Below are 25,104 nucleotides of genomic sequence, written 5' to 3' on the forward strand. Positions count from 1 at the left end.
TGACCGACCGGATCGCCCTGCCCGGACCGGCGGCAAGCTCCGTGCCACATCACGTCGGCCCGGCGGGCAGCTACTACGGGACGAGCACCACCTTGCCGAGGTTGCGCCGCTGTTCGATCAGGGCGTGGGCCCGGGCGGCCTCGGTGAGGGGGATCTGTTCGTGGACGGCGGCGCGCAAGGTGCCCGCTTCGTGGAGGTGCCAGAGGTCGCGGCGCCAGCGGTCGTAGAGGTCGGGCTTGCCGGTGGCGATGGCGCGGATCTGGAAGCCGATCATCGTTGCGCCGCGGGCCAGGAGTTCGTACGCCTCGACCGTGCCGCCGCCGGAGCTGAACGCGACCAGTCGGCCGCCCGTCGCGAGGGCCCGGACGGCGCGGCCGAGGAGTTCGCCGCCGACGCCGTCGAGGATCACGTCGTACGGCGCGCCCCAGTCGGCGTCCTCGTACAGAATGACCTCGTCGGCGCCCAACTCCCGTACGAAGTCGGCCTTTTCGGCGCTGCTGACGGCGGCGACGACGCGCGCCGCCCCGCCGGCCTTCGCGTACTGGAGGGCCAGCGTGCCCACGCCGCTCGCCGCCGCCGTGACCAGCACCGACTCGCCGGGCTGCGGACGCGCGGCCTCGTAGGCGCCGCGCGCGACCAGCCCGCTGCGCACCAGGGCGACGGCCTCAACTCCTGTCGCACCGACCGGGATCGGGGACGCCATGGCGGCGTTCAGCACGGCGAACTCGGCATAGGCGTCGGCGAAGCACAGTCCGGTGACGCGATCTCCCGCGCGGAACGCCGTGACTCCCGCCCCCACCGCGACGACCTCCCCGGCGACCTCGCCCGCGAGCGTGGCCGGCCCGCCGCCCTCCCGCAGCTTGCGTACGACGGGCAGTGTCACCCCGACCGCCTCGACCCGGATCAGCACCTCCCCGGCGCCCGCCTCGGGCCGGTCGACCGTCTCGGCGAGCAGCACTCCGGCCTCATGGCGAATGCGCAGCACAGGACCTCCCCCATCCGAATTCATTGGGCGTCCCAACGATAATCCGGATATCATGGGGAAGTCCAACGATTTGGCTAGGCTGAGCCCATGACCTCCGACCTCCAGCGCATCCAGTCCCTGCCCTCGTGGCTCGTCGGCCGTGTCGCGGCCCGAGGCCGGGGCCTGGTCGCCGACGCGATCGCGGCGGAGGGGCTGAAGCTCATGCAGCACGCGGTCCTGGCCGCCACGGCCGAGTACGGGCCCGTCACCCAGGCCGACCTCGGCCGTCGGCTGGCGGTCGATCCCAAGGACATGGTCGGCATCCTCAACCATCTCGAGCAGCAGGGCCTCGTCCTGCGCAGCCCCCACCCCTCCGACCGCCGCAAGAACGCCGTCACCGTCACCCCGAGGGGCACGGCCACCCTCGCCCGCTGCGGAGCCCTCGCCGAGGCCGCCAACGCCGAACTGCTGGCCCCGCTCGCACCGGACGAGCAGCAGCAGTTGATCGCCCTGCTGACCCGCCTCCACGAAGCAGGCGCGGCCTGAGCCGCTAGAACCGCCGGAGCGGGGGCCGGACGAGGGCGACGTCGCGGCCGAACCCGATGGCCAGGGCGCCGTCGGGGGTGGTCGCGAGGGTGGTGGCGGGGATCGGCAGGCGCAGGGGGCGGGCCAGCGGGCGGCCGGTGCTGAGGTCGGTGAGGCTGACGGTGCCGTCCGTACGGGCGATGTACGCCTCGGGCCAGGTGCGGGCGGCGAATGCGGTGACGGGCGCGGCGTCCTCGATGGCAGGTCCGGCGGGGCGGCCGTCCCGGTGCCAGGTGCGGATCACGGTGGCGTCGGGGGCGGGCGCGCTGTGCGGGTAGCGCCGCCAGTTGCGCACGCGGGCGCCGAGCACGTGGCCCTGGTCGGACCGGACGGCGACGAAACGGCCGTCGAGGACGGCCAGCAGGGGGTGACCGTCCGTGCCCGGGACGCTGTCCGGCGGGGCGGTGGGGTCGTCGGGGTTGTACAACCGGATCGGCTCCTCGGCGTGGGAGGAGACCACCGCGGTCGGGCGTCCGTCGAGCGTCGCGACAGCAAAACCGGTGATGCCCGACTCGATGTCGGTGGCGACGATCCGGGCGAGCAGGGTGCCGTCGTCGGGGTGCCAGAACCGGATCTCGTTCTCCCAGACCTCGTCCTCTTCGGTGTCCTCCTCCGGGCGGGAGTCGAAGTCCGCGGGCGGGTACACGCCGGCGGTGGCCACCGCGTCGCCGCCGCGCAGCCGCAGGTGGGCGATCCAGTGGACGACGGCGGTGCCCGTGTCGACCGGTTCGCCCAGCGGGCGGCCGGCGGTGAGATCCCAGCGGTACAGGCGCTGGTTGGGGAAGATGTGGATGCCGTACCCGGTGGCGGCGTACGCACGGCCGTCCGCCGCCCAGGCGGTCAGGCTCCTCGTCACCTGGACGCCCGTGCGCAGGGGCGGGGCCAGCGGGGTGCCGTCGGCGGCGCGGCGGGCCAGCAGGGTTCCGCCCTCGTCGGCGCTCACCACGGTGCCGTCCGGTGCGGTGACGGCGAGTGCCGCCAGCCGCTGGGTGTGGCCGGGTTCGCGGTGCACCGGGACGGTCGGGTCCCAGAGCGCGACCACACCGTCCCGCTTCGAGGAGGTGAGCAGCAGGTCGCGGCCGTCCCGGCGGACGGCGGTGGTCTCGGCCAGCGCGACGGGGCCGGTGATCGGCGGGCCGAGCGGCCGCAGCGTCTCGACGTCCCAGAGGTGGACGTTCCACATCGTCGGCACGGCGACGGCGGATCCCACGACGGTCGGGTTGTGGTGCGGCCCGATACGGCCGTGCGTGTTCGTCAGGCTCTCCCCCTGGTAGCCCACGTGTGCGTCGAGGAGGCCGGCCGTGGGCTGCCCGGTCGCCACATCGACGGTGCCCAGGACGTGGGACTCGTCGGCGACGGTCAGCAGTTCCCGTCCGCCCGCCAGTGACAGGGTGGCGCCCCGGATGTCGCTCATCCCGGCGGGCACCGGAGGCCGGGACGTCCGGCCGTCCTGCGGGTCCCAGCACAGGACACCGTCATCGGTGACCAGGGCGACCTGGCGCCCGTCGGCGCGGGTGGCGGTGCTGAGGTTGGAACCGACCGGCAGGCCCGCGCGGTCGAGCGGCGCACCGGTCGCCAACTCCCATTGCTGGAGGCCGTCCCTGGCCCAGTAGGTCCTCATCAGCAGTCGGGCATCGACACCACGGCCGAGGACGGTCATGCGCCAAGGGCTCCCGCCGATGTCGGCCGACCACCGCAGGGCGAGATCGTCGAGGCCCCAGACCCGTACGGTGTCGTCCCAGTGGGCGGAGATCAGCAGCGGTTCCACCGCGTCGGCCGCCACCGCCAGCAACGTGACCGGCACCTCGCAACCGACGGTCCGGACCCGGCCCGTCGGGACGTCCCGCACCTCCAGCCGGTGCCGGCGCAGCTTCGCGTCGACCGGCGGGTACTCGTCCAGCGCGATGGCCAACGCCAGCACGGGCCCGTCCCCGGTCTCGCCCCAGGCCGCGGTCTCGACCGGTCCGACGTGCGCCTGCCACACCAGCCGGGGGTCCAGGTCGGTGCCACTGGCCCAGTCGGCCCGCCACAGCACACCCTCCAGGTCGGCGGCGGCCTCGGCGTCGCCCCGACGCACGGCGTCGAGGTGGGCCGCCTGCCGCCGGTCGATCTCGTCCGGGCCCGGGTACGGACTCGCGGCGGTTGTCTGCTCCAACTGACGCTCCCCTGTCGTCCTGTCCCCGCGCGGAGGCGGGCTGCTGGGAGCCGATCGTACGGATCTCCCGGCCAGCCCGTCTCGGCGGGCGGCAGTTGACCTGGTGACGCCGTCTCAGCTCAGCTCCAGCACCTTCCGTCCGCAGCGCAGGAACACCCGGCGCTGTGCGCTGGCCCGCGTCAGGTCGTGGGTGCCGAGCACCACCAGCAGGCGTTCGTCGGCGTCCGCGCGGGACAGCGGCACGATGCGCTGGCCGCCGTCGGAAGTCTCCACCACCAGGCGGAGGCCGCCCGCCTCGGCGACCCGGCGGACCTGGTTGAGGCTCGGGAGTTCCCCGCTGACCTTCACCAGGAGCTCGCCGAGGGTCGCCGCGCCGTGCCGGGCCGCGTCCACTGCGGGCAGCGGGCCGGCGTCGGAGAAGCGGCGCTGCGAGAAACGGGCGCGGAAGGCGTCGCGGGCGGCGAGTGCGGCCGGGGCGCCGTGCACGGTCGCGGTGACGGCGGCGGCCAGCAGGGTCTTCACCGCCATCGGGTGGCGGCGGCCGTCGGCGGCCTGGGCGAGCAGCAACTCGACTTCCTCGTCGACGAGTTCGGTGAGCAGCCGGAGGTAGTCCGGCAGCAGCCGGTCCGCGCAGGCCATCAGGCGGCCGAACATCTCCTCGGCAGGGAAAGCCAGCCCGACGTAGTTGTTCTTCGACTTGCTCATCTTGGCGCCGGTGCCGTCGGTGCCCTCGATCAGCCCGGTCGCCAGCACCACCTCCGGCTGCTGACCGGCCGAGGTCTGCACCCGGCGGCACATCTGGAGGTTCAACAGCTGGTCCAGGCCGCCGAGTTCGATGTCGGCGACGAGCTCCACCGAGTCCAGCGCCATCACCACCGAGTACACCAGCTCGGCCAGCGTCAGCCCGCTGCCCTCGGCGAGCCTGATCCGGAAGTCCTCCCGCTGCAACGCCGCCGAGGCGGGCAGCCGGGACAGTACCGTGAGGAAGTCCGGTAGCGTCAGCGGCGCCAACCACTCACTGTTGAACCGGAATTCGGCCCGCTCGAAGTCGAAGAACGGACCGACCTGCGCCTGGTACGTCGCGACATTGCGGCTCACGTCCTCGGCCGTCAGCGGCGGCCGCTCCGCACTCCGACCCGACGGGTCGCCGATCCGCGCCGTGATGTCCCCCACCAGGAACACCACCCGGTGCCCCATCCGCTGCAACCTGCTGGCCAGGATCATCGGCACCGCATGCCCGAGATGCACCTCCGCCCCGGTCGGGTCGATGCCGTACTTCACCGTCAACACCCGCCCCTGACCGAGCAGTTCGGCCAACTGCCGCTCCCCCGGCAGCACCGCCGCCGCCCGCGCCCCCAGCAGCGCGGCCTGCCGCTGCGGCTCCAGCCCCGAGAGATCGGCCCGCTGCCGCCCAGCAAGCACCTCCAGCAACCGGCCGAGCGCCGGGCCCTCCCTCAACTCCTCTTCCTTCTCGATCAGTTCACTCATCAACGCAATGCTGCGGTCGAACGCGGTGGCGGCCATGGCCATCCTCTCGGGGTACAGGAACAACAGACGTCGGACGCACCCGCCCCGCGATACACGGCACCACCAAAAACCACGACCGCACCCGCGCCGACACCTGCGGTTGAGCACACGCAGACAGCCGGACAGGCATTCGCAACAGGTCGTTCAAGAAATCCGGAGGCCCGGCCGCCGTCACTTCAGGCAGGCCGGAGGGCGGTGGGGACCGCCACTAATATCGCTTCACCACGTGAAACCTCCGGGAACAGGAAGCGGCAGCAGCCCCTCGGCTCCACCGCAGCCCCCATCATGCACCATCCCCACACCGCCCCGCACCCGGCTATTTCGCCGCCCGGGCCACGTGCGATCAGATCTCCCAGACCTCACTGGGCAGTTGGTGCCAGACGTCGCCCATGAGATCGGCGGCCAGGAAGACAGGCCTGGTGAGTAGCTGGTCACCGGCCCGCTGCACGCACAGCACGACTCCGAGCGTCAGCGATCCAGCCGCCGCGGCCGACCGGAGGTCGCAGGCCCCCTGCACTCGGCATGATCGGAGAGCCAGCGTTCCAACCGGGAGGGAACTGTCCGACCGGTCCCCCCTGCGCGGCCCTCCCCGGGTCGTGCACCCTGCCGCCCAACGGCCGTGTCCCACACGGGAGTTCCCCGGCCGCGAAAGCCGCCCGGGTCGGCCACTGCCACAGCGGGACGCCCACCACCCGGCCGAGGCCGGTTCGCCGCACCCGCCGAAGTGGTCGTGGCCTCCGCCCCGCCGCGCGTCGTGTCTTGGCAGCCTCCCGGCCCCCTGCCATCGTGGGCGCATCATCTGCTTGTCGGTTCGTCACCGAAGGAGGATGGATGCCCATGACCACACCGGTGCTGACGGTCGATCAGGTGGTCGACCGGATGACGGAGCTCTCGACCGAACTGCCCGCCGCGGACGGTGTCGCCGTCTTCAACGCGATGTACCTGACCGTGACCCGCCTGGTCCGCGACCATCTCGCCGTCGCGTACTTCGACGACCCCGCCACCATGGCGGAGCTCGACGCCGTGTTCGCCGCCCGCTACCTGGCCGCCGTCGACGACGACCGGGCGGGGCGGCGGCCGGCGGCCTGCTGGCGGCCGTTGTTCGAGCTGCGCGGCGCGGCGAACGTCCACCCGCTGCAGTTCGCGCTGGCCGGCATGAACGCCCACATCGAGAACGACCTGCCGCTCGCCGTCCTCGACACCTGCCGGCTGACCGGCCACCGGCCGGACCAGCTGCACGCCGACTACCTACGGATCAACACCCTGCTGGCCGAGGTGGAGGCGCAGGTCCGCGCCACGTTGCTGCCGCTCCCGGCCGGTGACCCGCTGCTGCACATCGTCGGCGTCTGGAGCATCGACCGGGCCCGCGAGGCCGCCTGGGCGTCCGTCCTGGCGCTGTGGGAGCTGCACCGCCTGCCGCCCGCGTACCGCCTGGTGGCGGACGCGCTGTCGGGGTCGGTCGGCATGGTCGGCCGGGCCCTGCTCACCCCGCTGTCGCTCAACTGAAGCCTCCTCGTACAAACCCGGGCGGGCCCCCCGCGAGGGGAGCCCGCCCGAAAAGCCCGAAAGCCCGAAAGCCCGAAAGCGCGAGACCGTCAGGCCCAGCTGGAGTGCAGCGGCTTGCCCTCGGCGTAGCCGGCCGCGCTCTGCACGCCGACGATCGCGTTCTGCCGGAACTCCTCGAGGTCGGCCGCGCCGGCGTAGGTGCAGGAGGAGCGGACGCCGGCCACGATCGAGTCGATGAGGTCCTCGACGCCGGGGCTGGCGGGGTCGATGAACATCCGGGAGTGCGAGATGCCCTCCTCGAACAGCCCCTTGCGGGCCCGGTCGTAGGCGGACTCCTCGGAGGTGCGGTTGCTCACGGCGCGGGCCGAGGCCATGCCGAAGCTCTCCTTGTACTGGCGGCCGTCGGCGGTGGTCTGGACGTCGCCGGGGGATTCCAGGGTGCCGGCGAACCAGGAGCCGATCATCACGTTGGACGCGCCGGCGGCCAGCGCCATCGCCACGTCGCGCGGGTGCCGGACGCCGCCGTCGGCCCAGACGTGCTTGCCGAGCCGCCGGGCCTCCTCGGCGCACTCCAGGACGGCGGAGAACTGCGGGCGGCCGACGCCGGTCATCATCCGGGTGGTGCACATGGCGCCGGGGCCGACGCCGACCTTGAGGATGTCCGCGCCGGCCTCGACCAGGTCGCGCACGCCGGCCGCGGAGACCACGTTGCCGGCCACGATCGGGACTCGCGGGTCGAGGGCGCGCACGGCGCGCAGCGCGGCGATCATTCCCTCCTGGTGCCCGTGCGCGGTGTCCACCACCAGCACGTCCGCGCCGGCCTCCAGCAGGGCCTTGGCGCGGCCGGCGACGTCGCCGTTGATGCCGACGGTGGCGGCGACCCGCAGGCGGCCGGACGCGTCGACGGCGGGGGTGTAGAGGGTGGCGCGCAGCGCGTTCTTGCGGGTGAGGATGCCGACCAGGGTGCCGTCGGGGGCGACCACGGGGGCGAGCTTGCGGTGCGCCTCGTTGAGGCGGTCGAACGCGGCGCGCGGGTCGATGTCCCGGTCGAGCAGCAGCAGGTCGCGGGACATCACCTCGGACAGGCTGGTGAACCGGTCCACGCCCTGGCAGTCGCCCTCGGTGACGACGCCGACGGGCCGGCCGCCCTCGACCACGACCACCGCGCCGTGGGCGCGCTTGGGCATCAGCACCAGGGCGTCGGCGACGGTGTCGCCGGGGGCGAGGGCGAGCGCGGTGTCGTGCACGAGGTGACGCTGCTTGACCCAGCCGATCACCTCGGCGACGACCTCGATCGGGACGTCCTGCGGGATGGCGACCAGTCCGCCGCGGCGGGCGACGGTCTCGGCCATCCGGCGTCCGGCGATCGCGGTCATGTTGGCGACCACCAGCGGGATGGTGGTGCCGGTGCCGTCGTGGGAGGAGAGGTCGACGGCCTGCCGGGAGCCCACGGCGGAACGGCTGGGGACCATGAAGACGTCGTCGTACGTCAGGTCGTACGCGGGCTTGAGGTCATTCAGGAAGCGCATGAAGAGGCTCTCTGGCTGGGGAGGAACGTTTCACCTGGGGCGCAGGTACGGCTGTGCCATGAGACACACCGGGCGCGCCGCACCCAGCGTTCAATCCTCACCGATTCCCTGGTCGGAGGCCAGCCCACACGGGAATCCTGAAGATCGGCACAAGCGGACGGCCACCGCTCCACAAGCGACTTGGAGGAAGCTACAGGAGCGTGGAGGTGAGCCGCCGGCCCTCCGCCAGGAAAGCCGTGGTCGCCGACAGATCGCCCAGTTCGGCGAGGGTGCGGGCGGCACCGAACGGGGCGTTCCAGAACGCGCCGGTGCGCGGCGCCGACGGGCCGACGTACGCGTACGGCTCGGCCAGGAAGGTGTCGCCGGGCGAGACGCCGTAGTTCACCTCGTCCACCGTCACCGCCAGATCGAAGTGCTCCGGCCACAGCACCGGATCGGCCTGCGCGAACAGCGCCCGCAACGCGGCGTCGCCGTGCGCGAAGCAGGCGGCGACGGCGTCCGCACCCGCCGCGTCCAGCTCCAACGGCTGGTCGAGGGCCACGCCCGAACCGTCCCCGTACAACCCCTCGGGGCGGCCCGGCACGATCCCGACGAGCGCCCCGAGTTCCGCGCAGCTCGCCCCCGCGAGCTCCAACGACCGTCCGGCACTGAGCAGTTGAGCACCACTGACCCGCAGCCTGGGCTCGAACCGAGTGGCGAACCCACCCGGATACGCACGCAACCTCACCGTCCCCGCCGCCCGGTACTGCGGACCGGCCAGCAGGTGCTCGGCCACCGCGTGCAGCGCGGTGCGGGCCTTGGCGAACCGCTGCGCATCCATACCGCCATCCTCGCGCGCGAGCCCGCCCGGGGCCAGGCCTGGAGGGTTCCGATCCGGCTGCCGGACGGGCCGATGCGGTGCGGCCGCGGCGCGACCCCCGGCGGGCCCGCGGCCACTGGGCGAGATGGCGACATTGATTCGATCTGGAATTCGATTATTTGACGATCCGTTTAAAGGGTCGGCCCAGCTCCCAATCTTTCGTCATGGCGAACGGCGTGTTCCACACCGGATACGGCATCGAAATCAACCTGACCGAGCCCGACCTCGGCCACCGCGACCGACCAGAGCTCCTGGCCCAGATCACCGCACCGATCGACCAGCGCGAACGCGAACTCCTCGAATGCCTCCAGCACCACTACGAAGGCCGGTGCGAGGCAGAAGAACACGACGCGGAACGCTCACCCTGGATGACGATCCGGCGCCGCACCGTCCGCGGTCGCACCACCTGGGTCGCCGCACACCTGCCGATCCGCCGCACGCCGACGGCGGAGGAGAGCGACAAGCACAAGGCGATGAAGGAACGCATCGCCCGCGCCGCCGACCGCCACGGCTGCACCTGGGAGCTCGAGGCCCGCACCGCCGACGGCAAGGTGCGCACCGACGTCCTCGTCACCGGGCCGGGCGGGCTCCGGATCGGCTGGGAGGCGCAGTACTCGCCGATCACCGCGGAGACGGTGCGCCGGCGCTCCCGGAACGCGGCCGCGCACGGGATCGTGCCGCTGTGGGTGACCAGCAGCGACCGTGCCGCACTGATCGACCGGGCACCGTGGGCACGGGTCGACGACCTGTCGTGGCGGCAGATCGCCTCACCGCTGGCGATGGTGGTCCGCGCCGGAATCCGACACCTGCAGCAGTGGAAATGCACCGCGAGCAGCGTACGAACCTGCCCGGTGAACGGATCGTGGTGCGGGAAGATGCACACCGGCTGGTACCTGCCGGCACTGTGCCTGCCGGAGAAGGCACCGACCCAGGTGGACGAGCTGGTCGGGGCCAGCGCCACCGGCGAGTTCGTTCCGATGCGGGTGCCGATGCAGACCGACGGCAGCACCGTCTCCAGGATGTGGGTGCCGGCCGCCGACCGGGACCGCTGGAGGGCGACCTTCGCCGAGGACAGCGAGCCGGGCACCGACGAGCAGGCCCCGGCCGACGCCGCGATCACCTACACCCGCGAGGAACTCGACCCCGTCTGCCGCTACGGCGAGGAGACCTTCACCTTCAACGACCCGCGCCCCCGCCGGGGCAACGCCGACGCCGCGTCCCTGCACACCTTCGACACCGTCCCCGACCGGCTGCTGGCCATCCCCCGACAACTCCGCCGCCTCGCCCTCACCCCCGAAGAACGCCACCGGGCCGCGGCCGCCCTCGGCTGCGACCTCGCCGACCTCGGCCCGTGCGCCGGCTGCGGAGAACCCATCAACCGCTACGGCCCGTACGGCATCCACGCCTGCGCACCCTGCCGCCTGCGGGTGCTCACCCACCGTCCCTGAACCTTCGGGCCACCCGCGGACGGTCGGATCGTTCGCGCTGAACCGGCCGCAGGCGTGGCTCAGGCGCCGAGGTAGCGCAGGACGGCCAGGACGCGGCGGCTGTAGCCGGCGGTGCGGGGGAGGTCGAGTTTGTCGAACAGGGCGTTGAGGTGTTTTTCGACGGCGCTCAGGGAGAGGTGCAGGCGGGCGGCGATCGCGGTGTTGGTGTGGCCCTCGGCGAGGGCCTCCAGGACGGTGCGTTCGCGGGGGGTGAGGCGGGCCAGCGGGTCGGCGTGCTCGGTGCGGACGACCAGACGGCGCACCACCTCGGGGTCGATCACCGTACCGCCGGAGCCGACCCGGGTGAGGGCGTCCAGGAACTCGTCCACCTCGGCGACCCGGTCCTTGAGCAGGTAGCCGACCCGCTCCGCGCCGGACGCCAACAGCTGGGCGGCGTAACCGCGTTCGATGTGCTGGGAGAGCACCAGCACGCCGACCTCGGGCCGGCTCCCGCGGATCCGCACCGCGGCCCGCACCCCTTCGTCGGTGTGCGTGGGCGGCATCCGGATGTCGACCACCACGACGTCCGGCGGGTCGGCGTCGACCGCCGCGAGCAGGGCCTCGGCATCGCCGACGGCGGCCAGCACCTGGTGGCCCTCCTCGGCGAGCAGCCGGACCAGGCCCTCCCGCAGCAGGGTCGAATCCTCGGCGACGATCACCCGCATGGCAGCTCCGCAGTGACGACGGTGGGGCCCCCGGCGGGGCTGTGGACGTGCAGTGTCCCGTCGAGCGCGGCGACCCGGCCGCGCAGCCCCGACAGGCCGCCGCCCGCCGGGTCCGCGCCGCCCCGCCCGTTGTCCTCGACCCGGACGGTGAGCTTGGCGCCGTCCCGCTCCACGACGACCTCGAGGGTGTTGGCGGCGGAGTGCTTGGCGGCATTGGTGACGCACTCGCTGACCACGAAGTACGCGGCGGTGAGCACCGGTTGGGGCAGCGTCCCGGCCTCCCGGGGGCAGTGCACCTGCAGCGGGATCGGGCAGCGCTCGGCGAGGCCGGCCAGCGCCTCGTCCAGCCCGAGGGTGTCCAGCGCGGACGGGAAGACCCGCCAGGCGACCTCGCGCAGCTCGGTCAGCACCTCGGCCGCCTCCCGATGCGCCTGGCGCAGCAGCTCGTCGGTGCGCTGCGGGTCACCGCCGCGCCGGGCCCGGCCGAGCAGCAGCCGCAACGCGACCAGCCGCTGCTGGACGCCGTCGTGCAGGTCACGTTCGATCCGGCGGCGTTCGGCGTCCACGGCGTGCAGCACCGCGGCCCGGCTGTCGGCGAGTTCGGCGATCCGGTGGCGCAGCAGCTCGGCCTCGGACGGGCCGAAACAGTCGCGGGCCAGCCGGGCGTCCAGGTCGGCGAGCGAGGCCAGGCCCTGAACGGCGAGAAAGAGCAGCACACCGCCGAGCAGCACCTGCCCGAACAGATCGGCCACACTCAGCGTGCCGCGCAGCGCCCCCGCCGCGAGCAGCACCACCAGAACGGCGCCGAACCCGATCAGACCGAGCACCAGCCCCGCCACCAGCCCGACCCCGGTGCGACGGGCCAGGTAGCGCAGCAACTCGCGGTCCTCGGCGCGGTAGTGAACGGGGAAGCGGTCACCGAACCAGACGGCCCGGCGCGCCCGTTCCACGGCGGCCAGCCGGACGGCCCCGCCCTGCAACGCGGCCCGGGCCCGCGGCCCGATCCCCGGCCACGGCAGCAACGGACCCAGCAGCGCACCCGCCAACACCAGGTACAGCGCGGCCGGCGGCGCGGTCAGCACCCCCAGCAGCCCGCCGAGAGCGCGCCGCGGCCACGGCGCCGGTGCGACGCTGTCCCCCACCACGATCGATCCCTCCCCCATGGACGGGAGCCTACTGTCCACCACGATCACCCCACCCCCACGGGCCACTTGAGCCGCCACAGCCACCATCGCCACCACCGGCCATCGGCGACACCCCGGTTGCCCGCAGCGATCGCCCCACCACCCACCGCCGGCCCCCACCCCTACCGCCCGCCGCAGGCGTCAGCGGGCGCGGCGGTGGCGGGCGTCGCGGCCGCGCAGGCGCAGGCCGAGGTAGACGGCGATCGCGATCAGGGCGAGCACCAGGACGGTCTTGGAGAAGATTCCGACGTAGCCCTCGACCACGTCCCAGCGGTCGCCGAGTACGTAGCCGGCCAGGACCAGCACGCTGTTCCAGGCGAGGCTGCCGATGGCGGTGAGTGCGGTGAAGCGGGCCAGGGCCATGCGTTCGACGCCGGCGGGGACCGAGATCAGGCTACGGAAGATCGGCACCATCCGGCCGAGCAGGACGGCTTTGGTGCCGTGGCGGGCGAACCAGGCCTCGGTGCGTTCCAGGTCGGAGGCCTTGACCAGGGGCAGCCGGGCCCAGATCGCGTGCATCCGGTCACGGCCGAAGACGGCGCCGAGCAGGTAGAGGGCGAGGGCGCCGGCCACCGAGCCGGCCGTGGTCCAGCCGAGTGCGGACTGCAGGCTGAGGGTGCCGCGCCCGGCGGCGAAGCCGGTGAGCGGGAGGATCACCTCGCTGGGCAGTGGCGGGAACAGGTTCTCCAGCGCGATGGCGAGTCCGGCGCCGGGCCCGCCGAGGGTGTCGACCAGGCCGGCCGCCCAGCCGGCGACGCCGTCGGTGGGTGCCTGCTCGGTCGCCAGGGAAGCGGTCGCCAGGGAAATGAGCTGCATCGCCGGGGTTCTCCTCACGAGTGGGTGGCCCGCGGGCCGTTCGCCCGGGGTCGTCACTCATCCTGGAATCCGCAGCTCACCGGCGGTACGCGGTTTCCCACCCACTCCGATTACGGGTTTCCGCACCCCCGTCCGGAACGGTCCCGGACATGCCGCGGCCCCCTGCGGAACGAGTCCGCAGGGGGCCGAAGGGCAGAGCTGGCCCGGAAGCCGGCTTAGTAGCCCTTCCAGTAGGCGCCGTAGCCGCGGGCGGCGGCCATGTTGTCCATGGAGCCGTAGCGGGCGTCGCAGTAGCGCGAGCTGGCGATCAGGTTGTCGACGGGGTTCCGGATGTCCTTGTGGCCGGGCAGCGAGTAGGCGCGGAAGGTCGGCTCGATCATCTGGGTCAGGCCGATCGACGGGGTGCCCTTCTTGGCGTTGATGTCCCAGTTGTTGACGGCGTTCGGGTTGCCGGAGGACTCGGCGATCGCCGCGGCGTGCATCGCCTTCGCGGACGGGACGGGCTTGCCGGCGGCGGCCAGCGCGTCGCGGGCCTCGGCGATCCAGCCGTCCAGGTTGTTGGCGTAGGTCGGCTTGGCCGGCGCGGGGGCGGGCGCCGGGGCCGGGGCCGGGGCCGGGGCGGGAGCGGGAGCGGGAGCGGGGGCCGGCTCGGGCTGCGGCTGCGGCTGCTCGGCAGGCTGCTGCTGCGGCTGCGGCTGCTCGGCAGGCTGCTGCTGCGGCTGCTCGGCAGGCTGCGGCGCGGCCGGCTGCTGCGCGGCGCTCTGGCTGTCGGTGGCGACCGCAGCGGTCGCGGCGGGGGCGGGCGACGGGCTGGCGAACGCCTGGGTGGCGGGCAGCAGGGCGCCGACGGCGATGGCACCGGCCAGGCCCACGCCGAGGAAGGCGTCGGGCATGCGGTGGTGGCCCATGCGGATCTGGCGGATCTGCGGCAGTCGGCCCAGGTTGTTCTTGATGCGTCGCATTTCGGGTACCTCCGAGAGTCGTGTTCCAGGTCACGCCGCACCCGGTTTTGCCAAGGGGGGACCTCCGCAGGACTGCGGGGGTTCCTCGGCCCGGGACGGCCGGCCCGGCGGCTCGTGCTCACCGGGGACGCTGCGCCGCATGCGTGCTGCGGTCTGCTGCGCCGTGAAGCCCCGTGAGCAGCTGAACGGCTCGGGGCACAACCACGACATTGCCTGAGCGCCCAACCCGGCTGCAAACACCCCGAAATGGGACGACCCGGGCCGGGCGACCGGCCCGCATCCCTTGCGCCCCAAGGGAATTGGCACGTCGTCGCGGCCGGTTTTCCCAGCTGCTTATGAGCAGCCTCACAGCCCGCTCCCAGGAAGCGCCAACCCCGCCCGGCGCCACGGAATTTGGGCCGGAGCCCAGTCCTGCCAAGGGTTCCGCGCCATCGCCGACCGGTCTCCCGCCCGCCCCGGGCGGCGGGGCCCTGTGACCCCGGCCACCGCCCGTCCGCTGTGACCCGGCCCTCACCCCGACCACCCACCGCAGCCGCCCGGCCACCCGTCGCGGCGGGGCTGTGACGGGGGCCACCGGCCACCCCTGCCCGGCTGTGACGGGGGCCACCGACCGCCCTGCCGCACACCCGCACCCGACTGTGGCCCGGGCCACCCGAACCGGCCGACGGCCGCCGCCCGGCTGTGACGGGGGCCACCGCCGACCCCGCCGAACGACCGTTCGGGCACGCCTGGTTGACTGCGGCGGGAGGTCAGGTGGAAGCGTTGGTCGCGGCGTTCGCGCCGATCTGGGTGCTGACTGCGGTCGGGTGGCTGGCGGCACGGACGGGGCTGCTGGGTGCGGACGCCGAGTCGGTGCTCGGCCGGTTCGTGTTCCACGTGGCGATGCCGGCCGCGCTGTTCACGGTGGTCGCCCGCACCGATCTGGCGGGGTTCGCCAACACCTCGATGCTGGCGTTCGCCGCCGGAACGCTGGCCGCCTCGGCGCTGGCCCTGCTGGCGGGCCGCCGACTGTTCAAGCGCGGACCCGCCGAGCGGACCATGGCCGTGATGGCGGCGGGCTACGTGAACTCGGGCAACCTCGGTATCCCGGTGGCCGCGCAGGTGCTCGGCGACGCGTCCTTCGTCGCGCCGGTGCTGCTGTTCCAGGTGCTGCTGGTGACGCCCGTCATGCTGGCCCTGCTGGACTCCGCGACCGGTTCCGCCGCCCGACCGGCCGAGCGGCTGCGGCGCCTGGCGCTGCTGCCGCTGCGCAACCCGGTGATCCTCGGTGCGGGGCTGGGCGCGGTGTTCTCGGCGGCCCACTGGCACCTGCCCGGGCCGCTGGCGCACTCCGTGGAACTGCTGGGCGGCGCGGCCGTCCCGGCGGCGCTGGTCACCCTCGGCCTGTCCCTGCACACCCCGCCCGGCGCGGCGGCGCAGCGTCCGGACCGTGCCGAGCTGGCCGTCACGGTATTGGTGAAGACCGTCGCCCAGCCGCTGGCCGCGCTGGCGGTGGGCGCGCTGCTGCTTCGTCTGCCGGGGCCGCAGCTGCTGGCGGTGGTGCTCCTGTCGGCGCTGCCGACCGCGCAGAACGTGTACGTGTACGCCCGGCTGTACGGGGCGGCGCCGGTGCTGGCACGCTCCTCCGTCCTGGTCTCCACGGTGCTGTCGATGCTCACGCTGTCGGGCATCGCCTGGGCACTGGGCGGACGTTGAGCCCTCTCGGGCGTGCTGCACCGAAGTGCGGCAGGTCACAGGCTTCGCCCCGGCCCGGCCCGCTCACGTAGAGTTCGCCGGTATCCATGGGGAGATAGAGGAAGCATCCGCAGTGACGAACGCGCAGAGCCAGCCGGGCACCGAACCGGTCGAGGACGACATCGACTACGGCAAGGGCATCGACCCCGACCGCCTTGAGCTGTGCCTGAGCGTGATCGCCGAGCTGGACGAGATCCACGTGGACCACCCGGACGCGATCCGGGTCCGGATGGCCGTCGGCGGGATCTTCCGCACGCTGAAGCAGCGCCGCCGCCAGGAGACCCGGGCCCGCAAGACCGCCAACGACCGCGCGGTGACGTCCCGGACCGCGACGGGTGCGCCGGGCCGGATCGACGACGAGACGGCGGGTGTGTTCGGTCTGAGCACCGAGACCACCAGCGAGCTGGCGGGCATCCTGGAGCGGGCCCGCTCCTGCTACATGTGCAAGCAGCGGTACACCGAGGTGGACGCGTTCTACCACCAGCTGTGCCGCAACTGCGCCGCGCTCAGCCGGCAGCGGCGGACCGCCCGCGCCGACCTGACCGGCAAGCGCGCGCTGCTGACCGGCGGCCGCGCCAAGATCGGCATGTACATCGCGCTGTGCCTGCTGCGCGACGGCGCGCACACCACCATCACCACCCGGTTCCCGAACGACGCGATCCGCCGTTTCTCGGCGATGCCGGACAGCGCCGACTGGATCCACCGCCTGAAGGTGGTCGGCATCGACCTGCGCGACCCGGCGCAGGTGATGGCGCTGGCCGACGAGGTCGCCGCGGACGGCCCGCTGGACATCCTGATCAACAACGCCGCGCAGACCGTGCGCCGCTCCCCCGCCGCGTACCGCGAGCTGATCGCCGCCGAGTCGGCGCCGCTGCCCGCCGGCGTGCTGCCCGCCTCCACGGTCATCGGCCGGTACGGTTCGGGCGCGGTGGACGTGCCCGCGCTGCCCGGGCAGAGCCGCACCGAGCAGCCCGCGGTGAGCGCCGAGGAGGTCACCTCGCTGGCGCTGGTGACGGGTTCGGCCTCGCCGGAGCGGATCGCGGCGGGCACCGCGATCGACGCCGGCGGCCTGGTGCCGGACCTGGCGGACACCAACAGCTGGGTGCAGACCGTCTCCGAGGTCGGCCCGATCGAGCTGCTGGAGGTGCAACTGTGCAACTCCACCGCCCCGTTCATCCTGATCAGCCAGCTGCGCCCGGCGATGGCCGCGTCCCCGGCCCGCCGCAAGTACGTGGTGAACGTGTCCGCGATGGAGGGCGTGTTCGACCGCGGCTACAAGGGCGCCGGCCACCCGCACACCAACATGGCGAAGGCCGCGCTGAACATGCTGACCCGCACCAGCGCGCAGGAGATGTTCGAGACCGACGGCATCCTGATGACCGCCGTGGACACCGGCTGGATCACCGACGAGCGCCCGCACCCCGACAAGATGCGCCTGCACGAGGAGGGCTTCCACGCCCCGCTCGACCTGGTGGACGGCGCGGCCCGGGTGTACGACCCGATCGTCCGCGGCGAGCTGGGCGAGGACCTGTACGGTTGCTTCCTGAAGGACTACCAGAAGGGCAAGTGGTGACGGAAGCTCAACTCCCGGTCGGTCCGCACCCGTTGCCGCTGGTCGGCGCGGGTGGCCCGCACCCGGTTCCGCCGCTGGTCGGCGCGGGTGTGATCGTGCCGACCGGGGACGGCCGGGTGCTGATCGGACGGCGCACCACGGCCGGCGAGCCGCCGACCTGGAGCCTGCCGGGCGGCAAGGTCGACCACCCCGGCGAGTCCTTCGAGCAGGCCGCGGCACGGGAGTTGGCCGAGGAGACCGGCATCGTGCTGCCCGCCGAGGAGATGCGGGTGCTGGCGGTGCTGCTCGACCACGAGCTGGGCCGCACCCGGGTGACGGCGGCAGTGCTGGCCCCGCCGAGCCTGGCCGAGGCGCTGGTCACCGAGCCGCACGCGTGCGCCGGCTGGGAACGCTTCCCGGTGGACGCGCTCCCCGAGCCGATGTTCTACCCGTCCGCCCAGGTCCTGGCCGCCTGGCTGCCGAATCACCCGGCCCCCGGCGGTACTTGGCGCTACGCGACCTGACGGTCCGTCAGCTCCCGCTCACCGCGCGTAGCGCCGCGCCGCGAAACCCCCCTCCCGCCGCGCAACACCGGGTCCAGATGGTGCGGATGCGGATCGTCCGATTCTGCGAGCCGGCCCGCCGCGCCTCCCGGGCCGCACACCTCCGGCCCACGACCCCCTCGTCCCGCCACCGCTCGCCGCGCAACGCCGAAAGTTCGCCTACTGCCGCACCCAACACGACCTGCGCGAACGACCGTTCAGCACTTTTCCGCGCGGCGCCCGGACCGGCTCCGGACCGGCCGCGCCCCCATGATCTCCACGCCACGCGCACACCGCCGCCAGGTACCGGTTCGCTGACGATGCGGCAAACACTGGGGCTTACCAGGTGGTCGGCGGCGTGCGGTATGTGTATCGTCGCAATGCGCTATCAGGGACTTACCGCGGGCAGCAGCTGGGGGCGGCCATGGCAATCCAACTACCACCGGGGCTCAATGCCATCGTGGGCCTACTGGGCGTACGGTTCCCCGGTGCCAATGAAGATGAACTGAACCGACTGGCAGACCAGTTGGAGAAGTTCGCGGGCGCTTTGGACTCCGCCCAGATGACGGCCGACAGAGCGCTGACGATGCTCCACGAGGTGTACCAGGGATCCTCGGCCGACCGGCTGGCGGAGCTGTGGAGCACCATCACCAAATACTCCAAGGTGATCGTCGAGGCCTGCCACACGATATCCAAGGTGCTGCGGGCCGCAGCCCTGGTGGTCGAGGGAGCGAAGACCGCGTCGATCGTCCAACTGGCCAGCATCCAGGCGAGCTTCGCAGCCGCCTCCTCGACCGGTCCGTGGAGCTCCGCGGCGGTCCTGCGGCTCGGCCGCGAGATCATGAAGCAGCTGCTGAACCAGGCGGTCAGCCGGCTCGCCCACACGCTGCTCCAGCCGATCGAGGACATGATCGTCAAGGCGGCGCAGCAGATCGCGCCGACCCCGTCCAACAACTCCAACGGACAGGGCTTCAGCGTCGACCTCGACCAGGTCGCCTCCTGCGCGGCCGATCTGCGCCGCGGCGCGGACGACATCGAGTCGCACGGCCTGGACTTCAAGCGCATCGTCTCGGGCCTGAAGCTGGGCGAGTCCGGCGACCCGTTCGGCCGGTTGGCCATCCAGATCGCGGAGAAGATCCTGCAGACCATCGCCGAGGACGTGCTCAAGCGCATCCTGGGCTCGTTCCGCGACACCGCGGCCAAGATGGACAAGATGGCCGGCAACCTCAGCGACAACGAGGACAGCAACCGGACCTCGCTGAACAGCATCGCCTCCCTGGTGGCGAACCCGCTCAGCCCCAACCTCGCGACCGGCACCGGGGTCAACTCGGTCGGCAGCGGCTCGCATATCGGCGGAGGCCGCGGCTCGGCCGACGCCGGACTCGCCGCGTTCGCCGCGCTGTCGCCCAAGCTCGGCCCGATCGGCGGCGGAGGCTCGCGCGGCGGCAGCAGTGGCAGCGGGCTCGACATGCTGGGCCTGAAGAGGCCGAACCTCGGCGCCGTCGGCTCCGGCAGCCACGGCGGTGGCGGCGGCGGCGGTGGCGGCGGGGCGGGCGGCGGCTCCGGATCCGGCTCCTCGGGTTCGGGCGAGGGCATGGCGGGCGGCTTCGTCACCCGGCTCTCCGCTCCCGGCGGCGCCGGCTCCAAGGGTGGCGCCCTGCGCCTGGGCACCAACCTGGACAACGGCCACGACGGCGCTTCCGGCGTCGGCGGCAGCGGCTCCGGCGGCAGCGGCGGCACCGGCACCAGCACCGCGGGCCTGTCCGGCCGTCCCCCGATGGCCGGCGGCATGATGGGCATGCCCATGGCCGGCGGCGGCTACGGCCCGGTCGGCGGCGGCAGCGGCATCCGCGGCGCCCAACGGCGCGGCGGCCAGGTCGCCGGCGACAGTGCCGGCGGCAGCGGTGCGAACGGCGAGAACCCCGCCGACGGCGTCATCGCCGACGCGAGCTCGGTCGGCGCGGGCATGCACTCCTCCCTGCAACTCGGCCGGGTCGCCCCGGCCCGCAAGGAGCCCGGCGAGGAACGCGCCGAACGCGACGACCGCTACGACGACGACTTCGACGCGGACCTCTCCGACCTCCCGGACTTCACCGAGTTCTCCGACCCCGCCTGATCACCGCACCACCCCAAGGGCCCCGCGCCCGGGCCACCGCCCGGGCGCGGGGCCTTCGGCATGCCCCGGCAACGGGCCTGACGGCCGGTCAATTCATCGCACGCCCTATCCCCCACTACCGCCCCTCACGCCTCATCACACCCCCTGCGTTCCTCTCTTCCCTCCCCCATGTTTCCTCTGTACCACTTCCCTTGAATTGACCGTGAACGGTAAACTTTCCCCCTGGTGGTGTGGACCACGAACGAAGGCGGTGGCTAGGGTCGATTCCGGCCCGCACCCTCGAACCTGCGACGGGACATGTCCGTGACCGACACTCTGGCGGCACCCGACGCCGACGGCGCCCGCTACGAAGCCGACCGGCTCGACGCGACCGCCGCCTGGGTGGCCCGGCACCGTCCGCCCGGCAGTGGGGCGCTCGCCGAACTCGGCGCCCGGGACGGCGCGTTGACCGGCCGCTTACTCAGGGCGGGCTACACCGTGCACGCCGCCGAGCCCGACCCGGCACTGCGCCAGCGCCTGCTGTCGGCTTTCGGCCGCCGCACCCGCCTGCGCCTGAGCGCGGCCGATCTCGCCGCCCCACCGCCGGTGCGCCGCCGTTTCGGTGCCGTGCTGCTGATCGAGGCCCTGCAGGCCGGCCAGGACCTGGAGTTGCTGCACGCCCTGCCCACCGACCTGCTGTTCGTCGCGCTCGCCCCGACCGCGCTGGACGTGTGCCTGCGCCCCTGGCTCTCCGCCCAGCAGGGCTGGCTGCTGGTCGAGGAGATCGATCTCGCAGCCCCGCGCGCCGCCACCCGCCGCCCGGCCCCGGGCAGTCGCGGCATCCTGCTGCGTCGGGCATGCTGACGGCATGTCGATTCCCGGAACCTACGCCGACCGCACCGCCCTCCCCCAACTTGTCGTCCGGGCGGTCGAGTTGGCCGAGCGGCTGGGCTTCACGCAGTCCTGCCGCCCGGAGCAGGGCCGGCTGCTCCAGGCGCTGGCGGCAGGCGCGGCCGGCCGGATCGGCGAGACGGGCACGGGCTGCGGTGTCGGCCTCGGCTGGCTGCTGGCGGGGCGGCGGCCGGGGGTGCGGGTGGTGAGCGTGGAGCGCGAGGCCGAACGAGTGGCGGCCGTACGGGAGTTGTTCGCCGACGTACCCGACCTGGAGATCGTGCACGGCGACTGGACCTCCATCGCGCCGCACGGCCCGTTCGACCTGCTGGTCCTGGACGGCGGCGGCAACGGCAAGCAGTCGCCGCCCGCCGACCCGGATCTCCTGCTGGCCCCGGCGGGCACCCTGGTGGTCGACGACCTGACTCCCCTCACCGCCTGGCCGCCGACCCACCAGGGCCGTCCGGACGCCGGCCGCACCGCCTGGTACGACCACCCGTCCCTGCTCACCACCGAGGTCCGGCTCGCCCCGGACCTCGCCACCCTGCTGGCCACCCGCCGCCCGTGAAACCCGTGAGGCGTGAGGACCGTGAGGCGTGAGGACCGTGAGGCGTAAGGCCCGTGAGGCGTGAGGCCCGCCGTCAGTACCCGACCGCCTCCCGGAGCAGCAGCACGATGCCCTCGCTGAACCGGGTCGGGCTGTTGAACACCACCAGCTGGTTGACGGCGCTGGGCACCCCGTAGGCGGCCTCGGTGCGGGCGGTCTCCAGCGGGAGGGAGTGCTCCTCCAGGCGGCGCAGCGCGGTGGGCAGGTCGGGGACGATCTTCTGCGCGCCGATGATCCAGATCACCCGGGCGGCGCCGCCGGTGTAGGCGGGCAGTTGGCTTCCGCTGCCGGAGGCGACCACCAGGGAGCCGGTCTCGGTGAGCGCGGCGACGCTGCCGATGACCACGTCGGGGGTGGCGAGCAGGTGCCGGATCCCGTCGGCCTCGGTCTCCCGGTCCATGGTCAGCACGCGGGGCTTGACGGAGTGGGGGTACTGGTCGCTGTTGAGGTCGTCGTCGATGCCGGACAGCCGGAGCGTCTCGCTGGCCGTGGTGAACACGCTCGCCTTCTCCGGGACGAGTTCCCGGACGCGGGCGCGGGCGGCTTCGAGGTCCGGCAGGATCTCGACTCCGAAGCCGCGGGCGGCGAGTGCGTCGGCCGCCCGCTCCAGGCGGTCTGCGTCGGCCGGTTCGGTCCAGCGGGCCGCGGGCGCCTCGGCGGTCTCGCCGGGGGCGGATCCGGCGAGCGGGGTGGTGTCCAGGTAGCGGAGTTCGTAGACCCGCTCGGTGAATCGCCAGCCCTCCGAGGTGCGCCGGTAACTGTCGTGGTAGATGGCGTAGTTGAGTCCTTCGATGCCGTTGCGGGTGCGGGCGATCTCGTGCATGTGGGCGCGGCCGGTGGCGGTGTCGCCGTCGATGGTGATGGCGCCCGGGTGGGTGTTCTGGACGAAGAACACCCACTGCTCCTGGAGCTTCTCGCCGCCGAGCCGGATCTCCTCGGGGCCGGTGAGCTCGATCGGGATGTTGGGCATCCGCAGCACGCCGTCCGCGGTGAACAGCGCGGCGAGGCGGGGGCGGTCGCGCATCGTCACCGCGTCGGTGAACTCGGCCTGCAACGCCTGGATCTCGACGCGGTCGGCGATCGCCTGAAACGTGGTCATCGGATTCTCCGTTCGTCTTCCTGACCAGTACGACAGAGCAGCCGCGCGAAATGTGACGCGGCGGCGCGACGTCACATTCCGACGCCCTGCGCGGTCGTACCGATGAGAGACGAGAGCCACCGAGAAGGAGACGGACGCGTGCGGAACCCCCTGGACCACCAGCCGGACAACGACCGCGACGACCTGGACGCGATCATGGGCGAGCGTCGCCGGCTGACCAATCTGGCGTACCGGCTGCTCGGTTCGCTGGCCGACGCCGAGGACGTCGTGCAGGAGACGTACGCCCGCTGGTTCGCGCAGTCCGAGCGGCAGCGGGCCGAAATCGAGTCACCGGGCGGGTGGTTGACGACGGTGGCGGGCCGGATCTGCCTCAACCTGCTGGGCTCGGCCCGGGTGCGCCGGGAGCGTTATGTGGGCGAGTGGATCCCGGAGCCGTTGCCCGCCCATCGCGAGGGAGCGGGCGGCGCGGCGGCCGACCCGGCGGACCGGATCACCCTCGACGAGTCGGTCCACATGGCGTTCCTGGTGGTGCTGGAGTCGATGACGCCGGCCGAGCGGGTCGCGTTCGTGCTGCACGACGTGTTCCAGTACCCGTTCGCCGAGGTGGCGCAGGTGCTGGGCCGATCCGCCGCGGCCTGCCGCCAGTTGGCCACCTCGGCCCGCCGCCGGATCCGCTCCTCGCCGTCGCCGACCACGCCGGCCGGCGCGCAGGCGGGCATCGTGCGGAGCTTCAAACGGGCCTGGGAGAGCCAGGACGTCCGGTCGCTGATGGACCTGCTCGACCCCGACGCCACGGTGATCGCCGACGGCGGCGGCCTGGTCGGCGCCCTGCTGGAGCCGCTCACCGGCCGCGACAACATCGTCCGCGCCTACCTCAGCATCGCTCACTTCATCCCCGCCATGACGTTCCTGGAACGCACCGTGAACGGCCAGCCGGGCCTGATCGCCCAACTCGACGGCGTCACCGTCACGGTGTTCGCGTTCCGGATCGTCGACGACCGGATCACCCACATCTGGGGCGTCCGCAACCCGGAGAAGCTCCGCCCGTGGACGGACGCGGACGCTCCGGCCTAGATACCGACTTGGCCTAGATACCGACTTGGCCCGGGTGCCGAATCGGCCTATTTGCCGGTCCGGCCGTCCAGCAGCTCGCGCACGATGTCGAGGTGCCCGTTGTGCCGGGCGGTCTCCTCGATCAGGTGCAGCAGGACCCACCGCAGGTCCATGTGCAGGCCGCCGCGCATCGGGCGGACGGCCCTCGCGTCGAGGTCGTGCTCGGCGACCAACTTCCGGAAGCGGACGGCCTGTTCCTCGTACTCCGCGAGCAGCTGCTCCAGCGGTACGTCGACGGCCGTCCGCATCTCCGGGTCGGGATCCTCCTCGGTGGCGTCGACCAGCGGGCCGGCGTCCTCCCCGCCGAAGAAGACCACGTGGAGCCACCAGTGCTCCACCCACCGCAGGTGGCTGATCAGCCCGCACACCGTCATCAGCGGGGAGTCGGGCAGCGGCGAACGCCGGGCGTCCTCCGCGGAGATTCCCTCGCACTTGGACCGTGCGGTGGCCCGGGCGTAGTCGAGGAAGGTGGTCAGCTGCGTGCGCTCGTCCCAGGCGGGAGGCGTATCGGTTCGCTCAGTCATCGCGCGTAGTCTGCCCGACCGCTGACGATCGGTCGACGAGATTTCAGCCGACGCGGCGGAAGCGCCTCAACTCCCGTGCGCACAGCACCGTGCCGGCCAGGCCCACCAGCATGGCCACGAAGGCGCCGCCGAGACCGTTGCCGGTGCCGAGTCCGCCGGACGCGGTGGCCGCGACCACGGCGCCGAGTGCCGTGCCGGCGATCGCCGCGCCCAGGGCAGCGGCGGCTCCGCGCCGCCACGACAGCGGCGACCACGGCGCCGAAGGCCGTGCCGGCAATCGCCGCACCCAAGGCAGCGGCCGCTCCGCGCCGCCACGACGGCCCGGATCCCGCCGAACGGGCGCAGCGCCCGGACCCCAACTCCCCGCCCCGCTCCGGGTTTCGTCAACTCACCGCCACGCGGAACACCCGGAAGCGATCTTGCCAACCCGGGGCGCGTCTGACTTTCTGGAATCGCTCGACGTCACCACCCCCACCGCGATCAAGCAGCACCGGGCGGACCGCGGCCACCGGAACCGCCAGTGGCAGTTGCTCCCCGCGTGATGCCCGACAGCAGGTGTCAGACCGCGACGGCGGCGCTCTCGGCCACGGTCTCGGCGTCGGTCAGCGCGGCAAGGTAGCGCTCGGCGTCCAGCGCGGCGGAGCAGCCGGTGCCGGCGGCGGTGATCGCCTGGCGGTAGGTGTGGTCGACCACGTCGCCGGCGGCGAA

The 25,104-nt window shown here is 73.0% G+C and carries 22 protein-coding genes and 1 pseudogene; 10 read left to right on the forward strand and 13 right to left on the reverse strand.

What is annotated here, in order from left to right:
* Positions 1 to 73 precede the first annotated feature (73 nt).
* On the reverse strand, positions 74 to 985 hold the full coding sequence (locus ACGFWJ_RS25685) for a zinc-binding alcohol dehydrogenase family protein (protein WP_392953676.1): 912 nt from the start codon (positions 983 to 985) through the stop codon (positions 74 to 76).
* An 87-nt stretch (positions 986 to 1,072) separates the two neighbouring features.
* On the opposite strand from ACGFWJ_RS25685, the gene ACGFWJ_RS25690 reads away from it, so the two are divergent.
* Positions 1,073 to 1,510, forward strand: coding sequence for a MarR family winged helix-turn-helix transcriptional regulator (locus ACGFWJ_RS25690; protein WP_392953678.1), 438 nt, complete (start codon positions 1,073 to 1,075; stop codon positions 1,508 to 1,510).
* A gap of 4 nt (positions 1,511 to 1,514) precedes the next feature.
* Here the strand turns inward: ACGFWJ_RS25690 and ACGFWJ_RS25695 are convergent, their stop codons facing one another.
* Positions 1,515 to 3,704, reverse strand: coding sequence for a WD40 repeat domain-containing protein (locus tag ACGFWJ_RS25695; protein ID WP_392953681.1), 2,190 nt, complete (start codon positions 3,702 to 3,704; stop codon positions 1,515 to 1,517).
* Positions 3,705 to 3,818: 114 nt separating this feature from the next.
* Positions 3,819 to 5,192 carry a tyrosine--tRNA ligase gene (tyrS, locus tag ACGFWJ_RS25700; protein ID WP_392953684.1) on the reverse strand — a complete coding sequence of 458 codons (1,374 nt, stop codon included), beginning with the start codon at positions 5,190 to 5,192 and terminating at the stop codon, positions 3,819 to 3,821.
* 870 nt (positions 5,193 to 6,062) lie between these two features.
* Between tyrS and ACGFWJ_RS25705 the strand changes: the two genes are divergently transcribed.
* The gene (locus ACGFWJ_RS25705) at positions 6,063 to 6,737 is read left to right on the forward strand and encodes a DUF5995 family protein (RefSeq protein WP_392953687.1); all 675 of its coding nucleotides are present in this window, start codon (positions 6,063 to 6,065) and stop codon (positions 6,735 to 6,737) included.
* Positions 6,738 to 6,826: 89 nt separating this feature from the next.
* On the opposite strand, the gene ACGFWJ_RS25710 is transcribed toward ACGFWJ_RS25705, so the two are convergent.
* Together ACGFWJ_RS25710 and ACGFWJ_RS25715 are read right to left on the reverse strand one after the other, a co-directional pair.
* On the reverse strand, positions 6,827 to 8,266 hold the full coding sequence (locus ACGFWJ_RS25710; protein ID WP_392953690.1) for a GuaB1 family IMP dehydrogenase-related protein: 1,440 nt from the start codon (positions 8,264 to 8,266) through the stop codon (positions 6,827 to 6,829).
* A 190-nt stretch (positions 8,267 to 8,456) separates the two neighbouring features.
* Positions 8,457 to 9,086, reverse strand: a complete 630-nt coding sequence (locus tag ACGFWJ_RS25715) for a hypothetical protein (RefSeq protein ID WP_392953693.1) — start codon at positions 9,084 to 9,086, stop codon at positions 8,457 to 8,459.
* A gap of 203 nt (positions 9,087 to 9,289) precedes the next feature.
* Between ACGFWJ_RS25715 and ACGFWJ_RS25720 the strand changes: the two genes are divergently transcribed.
* Entirely contained in the window at positions 9,290 to 10,573 is a 1,284-nt protein-coding gene (locus ACGFWJ_RS25720; protein ID WP_392953696.1) for a hypothetical protein, read from the forward strand.
* Positions 10,574 to 10,632: 59 nt separating this feature from the next.
* Here ACGFWJ_RS25720 and ACGFWJ_RS25725 read toward each other — a convergent pair whose 3' ends face one another.
* The 4 genes from ACGFWJ_RS25725 to ACGFWJ_RS25740 all read right to left on the reverse strand — a co-directional run bounded on the left by ACGFWJ_RS25725 (position 10,633) and on the right by ACGFWJ_RS25740 (position 14,239).
* Positions 10,633 to 11,277, reverse strand: a complete 645-nt coding sequence (locus ACGFWJ_RS25725) for a response regulator (RefSeq protein ID WP_392953698.1) — start codon at positions 11,275 to 11,277, stop codon at positions 10,633 to 10,635.
* On the reverse strand, positions 11,268 to 12,440 hold the full coding sequence (locus ACGFWJ_RS25730; protein WP_392953701.1) for a sensor histidine kinase: 1,173 nt from the start codon (positions 12,438 to 12,440) through the stop codon (positions 11,268 to 11,270). Before ACGFWJ_RS25730 ends, ACGFWJ_RS25725 begins: the two co-directional genes overlap by 10 nt.
* A gap of 162 nt (positions 12,441 to 12,602) precedes the next feature.
* Positions 12,603 to 13,277, reverse strand: coding sequence for a DedA family protein (locus ACGFWJ_RS25735; RefSeq protein WP_392953704.1), 675 nt, complete (start codon positions 13,275 to 13,277; stop codon positions 12,603 to 12,605).
* Positions 13,278 to 13,492: 215 nt separating this feature from the next.
* The gene (locus ACGFWJ_RS25740; RefSeq protein WP_392953706.1) at positions 13,493 to 14,239 is read right to left on the reverse strand and encodes a transglycosylase SLT domain-containing protein; all 747 of its coding nucleotides are present in this window, start codon (positions 14,237 to 14,239) and stop codon (positions 13,493 to 13,495) included.
* A gap of 753 nt (positions 14,240 to 14,992) precedes the next feature.
* Here ACGFWJ_RS25740 and ACGFWJ_RS25745 point away from each other — a divergent pair.
* The 6 genes from ACGFWJ_RS25745 to ACGFWJ_RS25770 all read left to right on the forward strand — a co-directional run bounded on the left by ACGFWJ_RS25745 (position 14,993) and on the right by ACGFWJ_RS25770 (position 21,621).
* Positions 14,993 to 15,934 (forward strand): AEC family transporter, encoded by a 942-nt coding sequence (locus tag ACGFWJ_RS25745; protein ID WP_392953708.1) that lies wholly within the window; start codon positions 14,993 to 14,995, stop codon positions 15,932 to 15,934.
* 112 nt (positions 15,935 to 16,046) lie between these two features.
* Complete coding sequence (locus tag ACGFWJ_RS25750) at positions 16,047 to 17,546, forward strand: SDR family NAD(P)-dependent oxidoreductase (RefSeq protein WP_392953711.1); 1,500 nt, start codon at positions 16,047 to 16,049, stop codon at positions 17,544 to 17,546.
* On the forward strand, positions 17,543 to 18,049 hold the full coding sequence (locus ACGFWJ_RS25755; protein WP_392953714.1) for an NUDIX hydrolase: 507 nt from the start codon (positions 17,543 to 17,545) through the stop codon (positions 18,047 to 18,049). Before ACGFWJ_RS25750 ends, ACGFWJ_RS25755 begins: the two co-directional genes overlap by 4 nt.
* 580 nt (positions 18,050 to 18,629) lie before the next feature.
* Entirely contained in the window at positions 18,630 to 20,183 is a 1,554-nt protein-coding gene (locus ACGFWJ_RS25760; RefSeq protein WP_392953717.1) for a hypothetical protein, read from the forward strand.
* Between the two features lie 303 nt (positions 20,184 to 20,486).
* Positions 20,487 to 21,026 (forward strand): hypothetical protein, encoded by a 540-nt coding sequence (locus tag ACGFWJ_RS25765; protein ID WP_392953719.1) that lies wholly within the window; start codon positions 20,487 to 20,489, stop codon positions 21,024 to 21,026.
* Between the two features lie 4 nt (positions 21,027 to 21,030).
* Entirely contained in the window at positions 21,031 to 21,621 is a 591-nt protein-coding gene (locus ACGFWJ_RS25770) for an O-methyltransferase (RefSeq protein ID WP_392953722.1), read from the forward strand.
* A gap of 73 nt (positions 21,622 to 21,694) precedes the next feature.
* On the opposite strand, the gene ACGFWJ_RS25775 is transcribed toward ACGFWJ_RS25770, so the two are convergent.
* The gene (locus ACGFWJ_RS25775) at positions 21,695 to 22,759 is read right to left on the reverse strand and encodes an LUD domain-containing protein (RefSeq protein ID WP_392953724.1); all 1,065 of its coding nucleotides are present in this window, start codon (positions 22,757 to 22,759) and stop codon (positions 21,695 to 21,697) included.
* A gap of 195 nt (positions 22,760 to 22,954) precedes the next feature.
* On the opposite strand from ACGFWJ_RS25775, the gene sigJ reads away from it, so the two are divergent.
* A complete protein-coding gene (sigJ, locus tag ACGFWJ_RS25780) occupies positions 22,955 to 23,833 on the forward strand; it encodes an RNA polymerase sigma factor SigJ (protein WP_392953741.1) in 879 nt (292 codons plus the stop codon).
* 47 nt (positions 23,834 to 23,880) lie between these two features.
* Here the strand turns inward: sigJ and ACGFWJ_RS25785 are convergent, their stop codons facing one another.
* From ACGFWJ_RS25785 to ACGFWJ_RS25795, 3 genes and pseudogenes are all read right to left on the reverse strand, one after another.
* Positions 23,881 to 24,396 carry a DinB family protein gene (locus tag ACGFWJ_RS25785; protein WP_392953726.1) on the reverse strand — a complete coding sequence of 172 codons (516 nt, stop codon included), beginning with the start codon at positions 24,394 to 24,396 and terminating at the stop codon, positions 23,881 to 23,883.
* 43 nt (positions 24,397 to 24,439) lie between these two features.
* Complete coding sequence (locus ACGFWJ_RS25790) at positions 24,440 to 24,673, reverse strand: DUF6223 family protein (protein ID WP_392953729.1); 234 nt, start codon at positions 24,671 to 24,673, stop codon at positions 24,440 to 24,442.
* Positions 24,674 to 24,954: 281 nt separating this feature from the next.
* Positions 24,955 to 25,104 (reverse strand): annotated as a pseudogene (locus ACGFWJ_RS25795) (thioredoxin-disulfide reductase); the annotation flags it as partial.

Origin of the sequence: Kitasatospora sp. NPDC048407, from assembly GCF_043200475.1 — a bacterium.
Classification (GTDB): Bacteria; Actinomycetota; Actinomycetes; order Streptomycetales; family Streptomycetaceae; genus Kitasatospora.

Bases quoted from the DNA above. Each gene is read 5' to 3' on its own strand.
- ACGFWJ_RS25690 (WP_392953678.1), top strand. From the start codon at position 1,073: ATGACCTCCGACCTCCAGCGCATCCAGTCCCTGCCCTCGTGGCTCGTC.
- tyrS (WP_392953684.1), bottom strand. From the start codon at position 5,192: ATGAGTGAACTGATCGAGAAGGAAGAGGAGTTGAGGGAGGGCCCGGCG.
- ACGFWJ_RS25705 (WP_392953687.1), top strand. From the start codon at position 6,063: ATGCCCATGACCACACCGGTGCTGACGGTCGATCAGGTGGTCGACCGG.
- ACGFWJ_RS25710 (WP_392953690.1), bottom strand. From the start codon at position 8,266: ATGCGCTTCCTGAATGACCTCAAGCCCGCGTACGACCTGACGTACGAC.
- ACGFWJ_RS25715 (WP_392953693.1), bottom strand. From the start codon at position 9,086: ATGGATGCGCAGCGGTTCGCCAAGGCCCGCACCGCGCTGCACGCGGTG.
- ACGFWJ_RS25720 (WP_392953696.1), top strand. From the start codon at position 9,290: ATGGCGAACGGCGTGTTCCACACCGGATACGGCATCGAAATCAACCTG.
- ACGFWJ_RS25725 (WP_392953698.1), bottom strand. From the start codon at position 11,277: ATGCGGGTGATCGTCGCCGAGGATTCGACCCTGCTGCGGGAGGGCCTG.
- ACGFWJ_RS25730 (WP_392953701.1), bottom strand. From the start codon at position 12,440: ATGGGGGAGGGATCGATCGTGGTGGGGGACAGCGTCGCACCGGCGCCG.
- ACGFWJ_RS25735 (WP_392953704.1), bottom strand. From the start codon at position 13,277: ATGCAGCTCATTTCCCTGGCGACCGCTTCCCTGGCGACCGAGCAGGCA.
- ACGFWJ_RS25740 (WP_392953706.1), bottom strand. From the start codon at position 14,239: ATGCGACGCATCAAGAACAACCTGGGCCGACTGCCGCAGATCCGCCAG.
- ACGFWJ_RS25760 (WP_392953717.1), top strand. From the start codon at position 18,630: ATGACGGCCGACAGAGCGCTGACGATGCTCCACGAGGTGTACCAGGGA.
- ACGFWJ_RS25770 (WP_392953722.1), top strand. From the start codon at position 21,031: ATGTCGATTCCCGGAACCTACGCCGACCGCACCGCCCTCCCCCAACTT.
- ACGFWJ_RS25775 (WP_392953724.1), bottom strand. From the start codon at position 22,759: ATGACCACGTTTCAGGCGATCGCCGACCGCGTCGAGATCCAGGCGTTG.
- sigJ (WP_392953741.1), top strand. From the start codon at position 22,955: ATGGGCGAGCGTCGCCGGCTGACCAATCTGGCGTACCGGCTGCTCGGT.
- ACGFWJ_RS25785 (WP_392953726.1), bottom strand. From the start codon at position 24,396: ATGACTGAGCGAACCGATACGCCTCCCGCCTGGGACGAGCGCACGCAG.